The organism is Anabaena sp. AL93 (assembly GCF_001672085.1).
In the GTDB taxonomy this organism is placed as follows: domain Bacteria; phylum Cyanobacteriota; class Cyanobacteriia; order Cyanobacteriales; family Nostocaceae; genus Dolichospermum; species Dolichospermum heterosporum.
Map to the genome: position 1 here is coordinate 14,862 of NZ_LJOU01000081.1, position 14,526 is coordinate 29,387.

The 14,526-nt window shown below is 37.8% G+C and carries 14 protein-coding genes; 10 read left to right on the forward strand and 4 right to left on the reverse strand.

Going from position 1 to position 14,526, the window contains the following annotated elements:
• Positions 1–126 precede the first annotated feature (126 nt).
• The 3 genes from crtD (at position 127) to AN486_RS19500 (ending at position 5,246) form a co-directional block, all read left to right on the forward strand.
• The gene (gene crtD / locus AN486_RS19490; protein WP_168467498.1) at positions 127–1,641 is read left to right on the forward strand and encodes a C-3',4' desaturase CrtD; all 1,515 of its coding nucleotides are present in this window, start codon (positions 127–129) and stop codon (positions 1,639–1,641) included.
• Positions 1,642–2,325: 684 nt separating this feature from the next.
• Complete coding sequence (locus AN486_RS19495; protein ID WP_053538360.1) at positions 2,326–4,515, forward strand: transglycosylase SLT domain-containing protein; 2,190 nt, start codon at positions 2,326–2,328, stop codon at positions 4,513–4,515.
• Positions 4,516–4,649: 134 nt separating this feature from the next.
• Positions 4,650–5,246, forward strand: a complete 597-nt coding sequence (locus AN486_RS19500; protein ID WP_290602152.1) for a Uma2 family endonuclease — start codon at positions 4,650–4,652, stop codon at positions 5,244–5,246.
• Between the two features lie 62 nt (positions 5,247–5,308).
• On the opposite strand, the gene AN486_RS19505 is transcribed toward AN486_RS19500, so the two are convergent.
• The 4 genes from AN486_RS19505 to AN486_RS19520 all read right to left on the reverse strand — a co-directional run bounded on the left by AN486_RS19505 (position 5,309) and on the right by AN486_RS19520 (position 9,488).
• Positions 5,309–6,082, reverse strand: a complete 774-nt coding sequence (locus tag AN486_RS19505; RefSeq protein ID WP_053538359.1) for an ion transporter — start codon at positions 6,080–6,082, stop codon at positions 5,309–5,311.
• 58 nt (positions 6,083–6,140) lie between these two features.
• Complete coding sequence (locus AN486_RS19510) at positions 6,141–6,635, reverse strand: hypothetical protein (protein ID WP_053538358.1); 495 nt, start codon at positions 6,633–6,635, stop codon at positions 6,141–6,143.
• Positions 6,636–6,999: 364 nt separating this feature from the next.
• Positions 7,000–9,096, reverse strand: a complete 2,097-nt coding sequence (locus tag AN486_RS19515; RefSeq protein WP_290602154.1) for a pentapeptide repeat-containing protein — start codon at positions 9,094–9,096, stop codon at positions 7,000–7,002.
• A gap of 59 nt (positions 9,097–9,155) precedes the next feature.
• Complete coding sequence (locus tag AN486_RS19520; protein WP_053538356.1) at positions 9,156–9,488, reverse strand: hypothetical protein; 333 nt, start codon at positions 9,486–9,488, stop codon at positions 9,156–9,158.
• Between the two features lie 436 nt (positions 9,489–9,924).
• On the opposite strand from AN486_RS19520, the gene AN486_RS19525 reads away from it, so the two are divergent.
• From AN486_RS19525 to AN486_RS19555, 7 genes are all read left to right on the forward strand, one after another.
• Positions 9,925–10,821: a glycosyltransferase family 2 protein gene (locus AN486_RS19525; RefSeq protein ID WP_290602156.1), complete on the forward strand. Its 897-nt coding sequence runs from the start codon at positions 9,925–9,927 to the stop codon at positions 10,819–10,821.
• Entirely contained in the window at positions 10,805–11,692 is an 888-nt protein-coding gene (locus tag AN486_RS19530; RefSeq protein WP_290602158.1) for a formyltransferase family protein, read from the forward strand. The genes AN486_RS19525 and AN486_RS19530 overlap by 17 nt, the downstream gene beginning before the upstream one ends.
• Positions 11,693–12,326: 634 nt before the next feature.
• The gene (locus AN486_RS19535) at positions 12,327–12,461 is read left to right on the forward strand and encodes a hypothetical protein (RefSeq protein WP_257720896.1); all 135 of its coding nucleotides are present in this window, start codon (positions 12,327–12,329) and stop codon (positions 12,459–12,461) included.
• Between the two features lie 178 nt (positions 12,462–12,639).
• A complete protein-coding gene (locus tag AN486_RS19540) occupies positions 12,640–13,089 on the forward strand; it encodes a DUF29 domain-containing protein (RefSeq protein WP_081424161.1) in 450 nt (149 codons plus the stop codon).
• A 54-nt stretch (positions 13,090–13,143) separates the two neighbouring features.
• Positions 13,144–13,710, forward strand: a complete 567-nt coding sequence (locus AN486_RS19545) for a bifunctional 2-polyprenyl-6-hydroxyphenol methylase/3-demethylubiquinol 3-O-methyltransferase UbiG (RefSeq protein WP_290602161.1) — start codon at positions 13,144–13,146, stop codon at positions 13,708–13,710.
• A gap of 284 nt (positions 13,711–13,994) precedes the next feature.
• The gene (locus AN486_RS19550; protein ID WP_290602163.1) at positions 13,995–14,180 is read left to right on the forward strand and encodes a hypothetical protein; all 186 of its coding nucleotides are present in this window, start codon (positions 13,995–13,997) and stop codon (positions 14,178–14,180) included.
• 20 nt (positions 14,181–14,200) lie between these two features.
• Positions 14,201–14,526, forward strand: a 326-nt coding sequence (locus AN486_RS19555) for an Rpn family recombination-promoting nuclease/putative transposase (RefSeq protein ID WP_290602165.1), incomplete at its 3' end; no start/stop codon positions are given.

A 14,526-nucleotide genomic window follows, 5' to 3' on the forward strand; every position in this document is an offset into this window, starting at 1 on the left:
AATGTAAATAGAGTCATCTACCATTTATTTTATCGTGAATAAATCTGATATATTAGATGTGAATAATGATGATTATTTGATTAGATCATATCTCATTAATTACTCTGAAATTGAAGTTAATCATCAATGTCAAATCTTACTGATCCAAAAAATCAATCCCGCGTTATCGTCATTGGTGCGGGTATAGGTGGACTTACAGCCGGAGCATTATTAGCACATAGAGGTTATAATGTCTTAATTCTTGACCAAGCAATTGTTCCTGGTGGTTGCGCTTCCACCTTCAAACGTCAAGGATTTACTTTTGATGTTGGTGCGACGCAAGTAGCGGGTTTAGAACCTGGGGGAATTCATCACCGCATTTTCTCAGAATTAAATATAGAATTACCCGCTGCGACACCTTGCGACCCAGCTTGTGCTGTATTTCTTCCGGGAGAATCTACACCCATTAATGTTTGGCGTGATTCTCAAAAATGGCAAGCAGAACGTCAAAAACAGTTTCCCGGAAGTGAACCTTTTTGGCAATTATTAACCACTTTATTTAATGCTAGTTGGGAATTTCAAGGACGTGATCCGGTTTTACCACCCCGGAATTTATGGGACTTAGGACAATTAATTAAAGCTGTCCGTCCGAGGACATTTATTACTGCACCTTTCACTTTATTCACTGTGGGGGATGCTTTACGATTATGTGGTTTAGGAAATGATCAAAGACTGCGGACATTTTTAGATTTACAACTGAAATTATATTCTCAAGTTAGTGCGGAAGAAACGGCTTTACTTTATGCAGCTACAGCTTTGAGTGTATCCCAATTACCTCAAGGGCTATTTCATCTGCAAGGGAGTATGCAAGTTTTGAGCGATCGCTTGGTAGAATCTTTAGAACGAGATGGTGGTAAGCTATTAATGCGTCACAATGTTGAAAAAATCCAAGTTGTCCATAACCAAGCCAACGCCGTCATCATTAAAAATCAGAAAACCGGGAAAACTTGGACAGAATCAGCAGATCATATAGTTGCTAACGTCACCGTTCAAAACTTGGTTCAATTATTAGGAGAAAATGCCCCTTCTGGATATAAACAAAGGGTTGAAAAACTCCCACCAGCTTCCGGTGCTTATGTGATTTATTTGGGTGTAGATAAAAGTGCAATTCCTCCTAATTGTCCACCACATTTACAATTTCTATATGATGTAAATAAACCTATTGGCGAAAATAATTCCTTATTTGTATCTGTGAGTCATGAAGGAGATGGTCGCGCACCATTAGGAAAAGCCACCATTATCGCTTCTTCTTTTGTTGATTTTATCCCCTGGTGGGAAACTCAAAATTATGAAGAGTTAAAACAAAAATTTACTCAAGATGCGATATCCAAACTTTCTGAATATTTCTATTTGAAACCAGAAACTATTATTCATGTAGAAGCTGCCACACCTCGTACCTTCGCTCATTATACAGGTAGAGAATCAGGTATTGTTGGTGGTATTGGTCAAAGAATTCCCACCTTTGGACCCTTTGGTTTTGCTAATCGAACACCTATTCGTAATTTGTGGTTGGTTGGTGATTCTACTCATCCTGGAGAAGGGACTGCGGGCGTTAGTTATTCAGCTTTAACGGTAGTTAGGCAAATTCAAAGTCAAAATTAGCAAGACAATTGAGGGCGGGGCATTGGTGTCAACTTAGCCCTGTTTTGTCACTCTCGGAAAACAATAATCGAATCCATCTTTTGTAACTCTTATTTCATCAAGGTTTGGCGGTTTTTTATGTATCAAAAAATAAAATTGTTGCATAAAACGTCAAAACCAAAGCCCCGTAAACCTTTCAGGTATTGTATTTTCCAAATCTGACAGAACAGGGCTAAAGTAAGTAGTGAGACAGAATTAATTACACAATGTCATTGCGTTAGCGTTGCGTAGCGTTAGCCATATGGAACGAAGTGAAATCAAGCAATCGCCAGGGTTGTGATTGCTTCCCTTCGCTCGCAATGACTGTAAATATTTTTGTCCAATTACTTAAACTGGGGATTTTTAGTCATCTTCAGATGACTTTTGCTATGAGACTGGGAATATGGCTAACGCCACGCTACGCTATCATTCCCAGGTGGGCTATGGGTTTTACGTTAAGTTGACACCAATGAGGGCGGGGAGACCCCAACCCTACAATCTGTCACCACAAAATTAAAGAGAGATTACATTTGTATAAACTGGCGGAAAGTCTGGCATCATAGGCGTAAAACTTGGTGAGGGGTGTTACCCTAATGATAAAGTTGCCAAAATATTCATCTAATCGTCAACTTTCTCCGTGAGACGCTAGGCAAACAGCGAGTATCAATGTTGAAAAAACTACAGAAAACACAAATTTATCTACTTGCTGGTGCTGGACTATGTGCCTTTTTAGCCGGGGCAATGGTATCAGCCCCCCAAGCCAGCAAAACCGTCAGTCAATGGTTGAACTTGGGTCAGCGTAAGCCGGAAAAACTATCTGAGGCTGCAAAAGTTAAGTCAGTTGTCTTTTCGCTATTGTCTCAATCTGTACCAGAAAGATTAACAAAACTCACGGAAATTGCTGAAAAAGGCAGTTCCCCAGATCGGGAACGCGCCCGTTATCTACTCTCTTGTGATTATGTAGAAACTTCCCAAGGCAAAAAAGCCCTGAGTCTATTGACAGGACTGGAAAAAGATTATCCTGTATTAGCACCTTATATTTTACTTAAACAAGCCCAGGCTCATGATATTTTAGGTGCAGATAAGCAAGCTTCCGATTTGCGCCGCAAGGTGGTAAAAGAATATGGCAAAGAAGCAGCCGTAGTCAAGGCTATATATGCGATCGCCCAACCAAAATTATCAGATCAAGCGATCGCTCAATTTCCCTCCCATCCCCTCACCTGGGAAATTATCCGCAAACGGTTAAACGATAATCCAAATCAACCCAAATTACAATTAATCTTGGCTCAATACGCCGCAGACGAGCCGGGGATTGTGGGCGTATTAGATCAATTGGTAAAACAGCCACAACTCAAACCCACAGATTGGGAACTCATCGGTTCAGTCTACTGGGATAACAATGAGTTTACCAAAGCTAAAAATGCTTACATTCAAGCCCCAAAAACAGCCATTAGCCTCTATCGTATCGCCAGAGGATTACAATTAAATAAAGAGCAAGATCAAGCCATTGTAGTTTATAAACAACTATTACAAAAATTTCCCACCGCCAAAGAAACAGCAACCGCCCTATCAAGATTAGCCGATATTGCTAAAGGTAAAGATGCCATTATCTATCTTGACCAAATAATTAGTAATTTTCCCGATCAAGCACCTCCAGCATTAGTTAAAAAAGCCAAACTTTTAGAATCTCTCAAAGATAATAAATCAGCTAATACGACAGAGAAATTATTGCTAGGAAAATATAGCAGCACCGATGAAGCCGCAGAATTTCGCTGGAAAATCGCCCAAAATAAAGCCAAAAACAATGATTATTTAGGAGCATGGCAATGGGCGCAACCAATTACTATTAATAACAAAACTAGCATTTTAGCTCCTAGAGCCGGATTTTGGGTGGGCAAATGGGCAACAATACTAGGCAAACAACAGGAAGCTATTACTGCTTATAAATCTGTAATTAGTGAATTTCCTCAATCTTATTATGCCTGGCGTTCTGCCAGTATTTTGGGTTTAAATGTGGGGAATTTTAATACTTTGCGCGTGATGAATCCGGCAATTATTCCCCCCCAACGTCCTGTTCCTCCCGCCGGTTCTCAGACTTTCCATGAATTGTATTTACTAGGACAAGATCGTGATGCTTGGTGGCAATGGGAAACAGAATTTAAAAATAAAAAACAGCCTAGTGTTGCTGAACAGTTTACCGAAGGGTTGATGAGATTAACTAAGGGTGAATATCTCATTGGTATTGACAAAATCGCTAAATTGGAAGACCGAGAAACCCCCACTGAAAAAGCCGAATATGCAGCTTTAAGTCAACAACCCATCTACTGGCAAGCCCGTTATCCTTTTCCTTATTTTCAAGAAATTGAAAAATGGTCTACTTCCCGTCAACTTAATCCTCTGTTAGTTACAGCTTTAATGCGGCAAGAATCCCGCTTTCAATCCAAAATTAAATCCCCCGTCGGTGCAACAGGTTTAATGCAAGTTATGCCCAGTACAGGGGCATGGATAGCCCCACAAATCGGGTTAGATTTCAAAAAACTCAACCTAGAAAATCCTAACGATAATATTATGTTGGGGACTTGGTATTTAGATCATACTCATCAACAGTATGGCAATAATTCCATGTTAGCGATCGCTAGTTATAATGCCGGACCCGGCAACGTCGCCAAATGGCTACAAACCATACCCAAACAAGATCCCGATGAATTTGTCGAAGAAATTCCTTTTGACGAAACAAGAAATTACGTCCGCCAAGTTTTTGGCAACTACTGGAATTATCTCAGACTTTATAACCCAGAAGTGTCTGCCATAGTCAGCAAATATTCAGCAACACACCCACAATTACCAGCAAATTAATGAACCCGTAGGGGCGCAGGGCCTGCGCCCTTAATCAATTTAATAATATTCAATCCGATGTCAAATTCATTTTTTAGCCTAAACTAGATAACGAGGAACTTAGATAAAACACAAATCAGATTAGGTCATCTTCTATGATTGCAACTCCCAGCTATAACTATCTTTCCCCCACAGAATATCTCCAAGGGGAAGAAACCAGCCCTATCAAGCATGAATACAGAGACGGAGACGTTTACGCAATGGCAGGGGCTAGTAATACTCATGTAGTTATTACGCTCAATATTGCTTCAATGCTGAGAAATCATCTACGTGGTAGTGGATGTCAAGCCTACATTGCCGATACTAAAGCACACATTGAATCAATTAATACTTATTACTATCCCGATGTCATAGTCAGTTGTGACCAAAAAGATAAAGCCTTTCATAACTTTTTGGGTTATCCCTGTTTAATTATCGAAGTCCTATCTCCCACCACAGAAGCATTTGACAGAGGTGATAAATTTGCTGATTATCGCCACTTAGAATCACTTCAAGAATATGTATTAGTAAGTCAAACGCGAAGAAATGTAGAAATTTTCCGTCGTAATTCCGAGGGACAATGGGTATTTTATAGTTATGGACAGGGAGAAAATGTGCATTTAGCCAGTGTAGATTTTCACTGTCCTATAGAAGATGTCTATGAAGACGTGAATTTTGAATTCCCTGCTGTAGAAAATTCGCCCAAACCCTGACTGGGCGCAGACCCTGCGCCCCTACTGACTGTGATTTTACCCCCATGTAGTTCTAATAGCTACTACAATTGTTTACCGCACCTTTTACAAAATTCGGCATCTGCATCATGAAAAGCTAAACCGCACCCTTGACAAACAGTTTCCACTTGATTTGCCGTTTTTACCAATCGTCTAATTAAGTCACCAATCTGCCAAGGAATCAGAGCCACGCCTGTTAAAATCATCAATACCGTTAGTAAGCGCCCTAACTCAGAAATTGGTATCACATCACCAAATCCCACGGTTGTCATTGTCACAACTGAGAAATAAAAAGCATCTAAAAAAGTATCAAAATTCTGGGGATTAACTGGATGTTCAACTTGATAAATTAACCCAGAAAAAATAAAAACTATCGCAAATAAAGTAAATAATATTCTCGCAAAAATTACACTATCTTGATTACTGATACTACCAATTAGAAACTTTTTATCAATAAATCTCAGCAAACGCAATATTCTAAACCAACGTAATAGCCGGATAAAACTAGTATTTACTAATCCTATACAAGATGGCAAAATTGAGATTAAATCAATAATTGCATAAAAACTCAGAATATATTTAATTCTATCTTTTGTACTCCATAAGCGCAGTAAATATTCTCCAGCAAAAATTATTAATACACAATTATCTAATACTCTTAACTCCCAGCGAGCCTCTTGAGAAAGATCATAAGTTTCCGCCACGAAAATTCCTGATGATACTAAAACCAACAGAGAAATAGCTACACTAATTACCTTACCTATAGGAGTTTCTATGTCTGTTAAGTAAAAATCTATTTTCTCTCGGTTTAGCACCATCTTTTCCAAAATTCAACATTAAAAATCAAAAGGTTACAAAATTTTTACCAATTAAGAATTAAAATTTTAACCCAACTCCACCTTGTAAAGATAAAGCTGTACCACCAGTATTTCGGTAGGCATCAAAGGCAATAATAGCATTACCAAAAATCACAGTATTACTATTAGGAATAACATAGTCAATTCCCGGTTGCAGAGCAAAGCTAATTTTATTACCAACAGGGGAAGGCGTATCACCACTAGTTAAGACTAAACCAGCACCTAAATAAGCATCAGTTTGCCAGTTGAGGGGGATGTCATAGGAAACAGTCGGAACTACTGCTGTTCCCCTACCAATTAAAGCTTGAGTTCGGAAAGAGATGGGTGTTTCTAGTAATTTGTAGCGAAAAGCCAGGACTCCGCCCAATTGAGTACCATCTGTCAACCCCACAGTCGGACCAATACCAACATAACTGCCATAAGCTACTTGTGCCTGTGCTGGTTGAGAGTTTACCACTAAACTCACAACTGTTCCGATTCCGATTATCCCAAGCCAATATTGAAAACGTTTCATTAGCCTACTCCTGACACACTCTGAATTTAATATAACTTAGGTAAGAGGTTTACTGAAAATCTTATTCTTGTCAGAGGGTGTTTTAAAAGTCCCTGATGATGTACCAAATATTTATTACCCCCCTTAATCCCCCCTTATCAAGGCTACGGTGTACACACATCCTTACCCAAAGCGAGTTTTCTACAACGAGAAAGAATCTATTGAAAATCCAGTTCCCCTCTCGAAGAGCGGGGAGGGGTTTTATGGTAACCAACAGGAAATTTCCGACTTGTGTGTACACCGTAGTTCATAATGGGAGGGTTAAGTGGGGTATAACTGTGCTAAAAATCACAGAATAATACTTTTCAAACATCCTTTCATGTGATTATGGACAACGGGAATTTAGTCCACCTTGAGTACAAATAAATGCCAATTGTTGCGGATCTAAATTTTTAGCTTGACTGAAATCTACTCCTTTAATTGAGGCACTTTGAGAACCAATATCAGGTGTTTCCACAAACTGATCTGCTAGATTTTGTTTACCAACAAAGAGAATTGTGCCTTGAAAATCTGCTCCAGCGACATTTGCTCCTCGTAAGTCAGCACGACTTAAATCAGCACTTCGCAAATTAGCGTTTTCTAAGTTAGTCGAGCGTAAACTAGCGCCAGTGAGTCGAGTAGCACTTAAGTTAGCATGACTGAGATTAGCATAATCTAAATAGCTTTCCGATAAATCTGCACCTTGCCAGTCCGTTTTAGTTAAATTCGCGTAGGCTAATTGTGTACCAATGGCAGAAACCCGGACTAAATTGGCGGCATATAAATTTGCTTCTGTTAAGTTAGCGTTGCTTAAATCTGCATTTGTAAGGCTGGCATTTTCTAAAATTGCATTTCGTAAATCTGTACCTACTAACTGGGTACTACTGAGATTAGTCCCAAATAAACGGGTGTATGATAAGTTGGCTTTGTTAAGATTAGCCCTACTTAAATCACTACGACTCATGGAAACCCGACTCAAGTTGGTATTACTTAAGTTAGCTCGCTTTAGTTGAGTGTTATTTAAATCAGCGATCGCATCATCATAAGTATCCCAACGTCCATCTTCACCCACGCTGCGAAAACGGCTACCTTGGAAGTTAGCTTGGTTAAGATTTGCTGATTTCAAGACAATTCCTGATAAATCAACGTTGTTTAATACCAAGTTAAATAAGGGCTTTTCTCCAGATGCTTGAGAACCTAATTGAGCATTACTCAAGTCAATCTTGTTAGTTTCGCCACTATAGATAGCCAGAATTTTATTAATTACCTGCTGGGTGAGAATTAGCTGATTTTGTCTAATTTCCCCATTGGGACTTTTACCCACAGATGCTAGTTCTCCAGCGAGAAACTGATTCATGCGGTTTAATTCAGGAATGGCTTTAAAACCAGCATTAGTTAAGGCTTGTTGAATGGTATCCAGGGTTTTGGGGTCTGTTTCTTTAACCAATAAGTCAATTAATAATTTGATGGCTTGTTTATCATCAACACTACCCAAGGCTAAAATAACTCTTTGGCGGTCTTCGTTGGTAACACCGTTGTTGGGATTGAGTGCTTTGATGAGTTCAAGGAACTTTTGACTATTAGTTTGTTCGCTTCTCCGTTGGCTTTCTTGGGTTTGGATGTAGATTTGTGTACCTATTAAGGTTGATAACACAGCAATCATGCTAGTTAACCCTACTAAAAACAGGCTGATACTAGGATTATTTCTGGGGGAAGCAGGGGAAGGAGATTGTGAACTATCTACATTATTTTCGGTTATTGTTGAATGCTCCCCAGGAGGAATAACAGTGCTGGTTGCATCTATTGTATATGTCCCTGCAAGTTGATCATGGAAAGAGCGGGGACGCTTTTGGTTAGGACAGCCTTTTGATTCTGCTAAGATCATTAACATTGTTAAAGATGTAAACAGAGCCAAGTTGGGGAAAACAAAGCTGTAACGCCAAAGTAGATATGCGACGGAAACTGGGATTGTCCAACGTCCTAATCCTTCTCTAACTATGACTGCGCCTAAACCTGGGGCTGTTCCAGCTTCGTTTACGACTCGCACACCAAACCACCGTTTGGGAATGGTGCTGCCTGTTTTAGCCAGTAAATACAATTGCCACCCACAGAGGCTTGTGGGCAATAATAGGGCTAATGTCCACAGGATATTGGTCGGCCAGGCGACGTTGCGAATACCATAACTGATGGGTAATGCTAGTGGTCTAGCGATCGCTTTTTCTGTGACTACCAAGACAGGATTCAGCGGCACTCGCCGAATCTCACTACGAGAATTTACATATACGCCTAAACTATAAGGAACTAACCCACTGGCAATAAAGAGTGTTATTTCCACCGTCCAAGCTACAAAGCGCCTCGTTGCTAATGGTGTAATCTTAGATTTTTTCGGTTCTTTGGGGCGGCTAGACTGACTACTACTTTTGCCGATCATTGGATTCGCCATTGCATAATTACCTGTGATTTTTTTACGCCACCATTGGCATGACTCAAATAGGCTATTGCTTATTTTCCTTGTCCATTAGCAATAAAAAATTTGTATCCAAGATACACTAACACTGCCAAAACCGCCAGACTAATTACAGAAGCAACTAGAGCAAATACTGTTTGCAACATCCAAATGGTTATCAACATGACTATACCTGTCACTACCAGCTTTTTAATTGTTGATAAGCCATTAAACCAATTTCTGGACTTTTCTAAATATAACTTCCATTGAGTAACGCTAGTTACAGGTGTCTCTGTTTCTGATTGACGAGCATTTACACCGGCAGATTTGATTTCTGCTGCTAGGTTTTGGAGACGACGTTGTAAATCTTCTTCTGGTTGAGAGTTCATAAATTATAATGTCTAATTTTGGATGAGAATAATATGACCATAGATAATAATACTTTGGATTTAGTGGCTGGAGGATTAGCGATCGCTATTTTGATAGGGGGAATGTTGATGATGTTCACCACCATCTTCAGCACCAAAAAATAATTTTCTCCCAGGTAAATGAGGTATAAAACTAATGCTGGAACTCTGATTCCCACATTATCCCCCTTAATCCCCCTTACCAAAAGGGGAAACCGGAAAATTCTCTTCCTTACCAAGAGGAGGTTTAGCTATACCCTTAATAAAAATGTTACAATATGTTAAGAATTATATTAGCACAATGTGGCAGTATAGTATTGTATTGCTTATTGACTTTCCAGTAAATCTACTAGCTTAGATTATGCCTCACATTTCGGTGGTGATCCCAGTCTATAAAGCAGAAGACTGTTTGTAAGTTTTGTATAAGCGTTTTGCGGATTCATTAGAGACGATTACACAAGACTTTGAATTAATCTTAGTTGAGGATTGTGGGGGCGATCGCTCTTGGGATATAATTATTGAATTAGCTAACAGTGACTCACGGGTAAAAGGAATTCAATTTAGTCGGAATTTCGGTCAACATTATGGTATAACCGCAGGCTTAGACCATTGTGATGGTGACTGGGTTGTAGTTATGGATTGTGACTTGCAAGACAGGCCAGAAGAAATTCCCAGACTTTATGCCAAGGCTCAAGAAGGTTATGATGTTGTCTTAGCTAGGAGGGGAAAACGAAAAGATTCTCCCTTAAAACGAGTGACATCATGGCTATTTTACCAGATTTTCAATTATTTTACTGAACTGCAATATGATGGTGAAGTTGGCAATTTTCGGATAATATCTCGACAAGTTGCCCAGAGTTTTTGTCTAATGCGTGAACGACTGAGATTTTTTGGAGGTTTAGTAGATTGGATGGGATTTCCTACTGCTAGTATTGATGTTTTTCATGAAAAACGCTTTGCTGGGAAAAGTACCTATACCTTTGCTAAATTATGGAAATTAGCTAGTGAAACAATTATAGCTTATTCTGATAAACCCTTGAGATTAGCCATTAAACTAGGTTTTATCATTTCTAGTTTTGCTTTTATTTATGGACTTTATATACTTATTGAAGTTTTGGTTTATGGTGCAACTGTAACAGGTTGGAGTAGTATTATTGTTTCCCTATATTTTTTGGGAGGAATTATTATTTCTATTTTAGGAATTTTAGGCGTTTATTTGGGGAAAACTTTTGATGAAATCAAGAAAAGACCTTTATATTTAGTCAGAAATAAAACTAAAAATTTAGATTTTGATGAAAATGAAAACCGAAAATAAAATAACAATTTTTGCAATGACAGAAAAAAGTTATAGAGTTTTACAGAAACTATTAACCAAATTTAAACATAATATTGAAATAGTCATTGGTTCTCGTGACTCACAACTGCAAGAAGATTTCTACTCAGAAATAAAGTGTTTATGTGAAGATAATTATATTCATTTTGTCGACAGAAAAGACTTTGGAGAAATAACAACTCAATACGCAATAGCTGTATCTTGGCGATGGATTATTAATACGGATAATAGCAATTTGATTGTTTTTCATGACTCTTTACTTCCACGTTATCGAGGTTTTAACCCCTTAGTTTCTGCTTTAATTAATGGAGATAGCCAAGTAGGTGTTACAGCTTTATTTGCTACATCAGAATATGATAAAGGAGACATCATAGCTCAGTCTTTAAGTCAAATAGAATATCCAATTAAAATTCACGATGCAATTAAGAAAATTATTGAAAATTATGCAGAAATTTCTTTGTATGTAGTAGAAACAATTGTTAACAATAACAAGTTTTCAATTATTGTCCAAAATGAATATCAAGCTACCTATAGTTTATGGCGAGATGAAGAAGATTATAGAATTAATTGGAATCAGTCTTCTATTGAATTAAAAAGATTTATTGATGCTGTGGGTTATCCATATAAGGGCGCTGCTACAACACTAAATGGTGATTTAGTTAGAATTTTAGAAGCTGAAATAGTAAAAGATGTTGTAATTGAAAATCGTACACCCGGGAAAGTTATCTTCATAGAAAACTCACAGCCTATAGTTGTTTGTGGACAAGGATTGTTGAAAATACAAAAACTGATGGATGATAAAGAAAATAAATCTTTAATTCCTTTATCTAAGTTTAGATCAAGGTTTGGATAAATTAATTTATAAATCAATACCTTGTCCAAATTAGAAAAAGCCTTGATTTGTAGGTTGGGTTGAAGCATGAAACCCAACAAATGCGTTGGGTTGCGCTGTCGCTTAACCTAACAAACCAGGAAATGGACAAGGTATTGATAAATAGAAACACTTTTACCTATTCTTTCAATGAAAACTGACAAATTATTTTACGGAGATTCTCTAGAACAAAACGAGGCTGCTGACTGCTTAGAAAAATCGGCGTTGCTGAATCGAGGTATGAAATTCCCAAATTGAATCTTTAAAACTCAAACCTCAGTGCGTCTTTGCGCCTTTGCGTGAGACTAAAATTCATACCCTTAATCAGCAACGTCGAAAAATCCATCGCTCTTCCCTTTGATGATTAGTACCAGCGCAGGGGAAACGCATCTTATCAATAAGGACTATTTAATCTCAATAATGACTCAAACATTTGCATTAACGTCTACTTATTGACAATAATTTAAACCATCACGATGACTCTGAAAAAATCAATCAAACGATAAATACCGATTCTTTCGTTTATACACAAAAATGGTGTTCTGTCAATAAAATTTAGATGCGTTTCCCCTGAGTACCAGCGCGGACAGCACTAAAATCTACGCTATATCTAGCAATGCGTAAAGTTGAACTTGTATCTACTCTCAATATTCATGAAAAGGAAGTAAAACAGATTCTAAATCCCCACCAGTCCACAAAATTATCTACAATGGAATCAACTCTAGCGGTACTTGGACAACGAGTTGAATGACAAATTAGTGCAAAGTAGAATCTGATACAAGCAAAACGAACATAATATTTTTTCCACTGTAAAAGTTTAAATCTCACCCGTGTTTAGTATACATCAATCATGACTTTTTAAACGCCCTCTTAGTTAAAAAATCAATAAGCATTAGCTTTACTCAACTATCTGTACATTCTGAAAAATGATGAAACTCACAAAACCTCTCTATGAATCTGATTTCAATTTGTGGATAGAACAAACCGTAAACCTGCTAGAAAAAGGAGAGTTTGCTCAGTTGGATATTCAGAATCTTATCGAAGAAATTGAGGACATGGGCAATAATCGTAAAGATGCTTTAGAGAGTAATCTGATCAGAGTTTTTCAACATTTACTCAAGTGGAAATATCAACCACAAAAACGCTCTAATAGTTGGAAAGCGTCAATTACTGAACATTCTTTGCGTTTAAACAAGTCATTAAAAAAAAGTCCTAGCTTAAAGAGATACTTGGAAGAGGTATTTGATGAATGTTATCATGATGCCAGATTAATTGCTTCTCAAGAAACAGGAATAGATATTCATGTTTTCCCGGAAATTTGCCCTTTTAATAGTGCTAATGTTTTAAATCCCCAGTATTTACCAGAGGAGGATATTTAGTAAGCTGCGGTGTCTGCAAAAGTTGAATTACCACGCTTTTTCAATAAAAATACCATGAAAATCTGCCCTCAATGTCACCACCATTTTAACCAAGAAAATTGGCATTGTCCAGCTTGTGGATATACCCCCCCATCCTTAAATGGACACTTGACCTTTGCACCAGAACTGGCTGCGGAAAGTGCTGGATTTGAAGCTGAATTTTTTCCTAAATTAGCACAATTAGAAGCCAAAAACTTCTGGTTTCGTTCCCGAAATCGGCTGATAATTTACGCCATAAAACATTATTTTCCCCAAGCCAAAAACTTCCTAGAAATTGGTTGCGGAACTGGTTTTGTCCTGCAAGGAATTGAAAAAAATCTCTCTCATCTTACCTGTTCAGGTAGTGAAATATTTACCGCAGGGTTAGAATTTGCTAGAGAACGTCTATGTAAAACAACTCTATTTCAAATGGATGCTCGGAATATCCCCTTTGCTGAGGAATTTGATATTATTGGAGCTTTTGACGTTCTTGAACACATAGAACAAGATACAGACGTTCTAGCAAAAATGTATCAAGCTACACAAAATGGGGGGTATCATACTGACCGTTCCTCAACATCCTTGGCTATGGAGTCAAGCTGATACTCATGCTCATCATGTCCGTCGCTACGTTAAAAAAGATGGCTCTTGCGTCTGTTTTATGGAGGTTGAGGATTGATTATCACAAAACCCTTACGGGGCAAGGATCATAAACTATAATGCCCATATTTTGAATGAAATGCCGACACAATAAGGCTTTCAATGATTTTGAACTGGGTTCTCCATAAAATTTACGCAAGAACCAAAAAGATTTAATCATTAAATTAAAACAAGCAGGATTTAAAGTAGTTAGAGTCACATCCTTTGTTTCTTTCTTATTACCATTAATGCTAATTTATCGCATCAACAATCGCTCCAACTCCAAAGATTATGACCCCACCAGCGAACTGAAAATTAGCGGATTTTTAAATTACCTCTTAGAGAAAATCCTTGATATGGAACGCTGGTTTTTGACATTAGGTTTTTCCTTTCCTTGGGGTGGTTCTTTATTAGTAATTGCTTACAAAAAATAACCGGAGGATTTGACAAAAACATGAGTGAAAGAATAGACCATGACCGTTTATTTAAAGAATTGATATCCACATTTTTCATAGAATTTATAGAACTCTTCTTTCCCGAAGTTCTTAAATACATAGATATCAACTCAGTCTCATTATTAGACAAAGAAATATTTACAGATGTTACCGCAGGAGACAAATATGAAACCGACTTAATAGCCAAAGTCAAATTTCTCGGTGAACCTTCTTACTTTCTCGTTCACATTGAAGCCGAATCAGGAGCAAAATCGAAATTTAATCAAAGAATGTTCCGTTATTTTTCCAGATTACACGAAAAATTTGACTTACCAATTTATCCCAT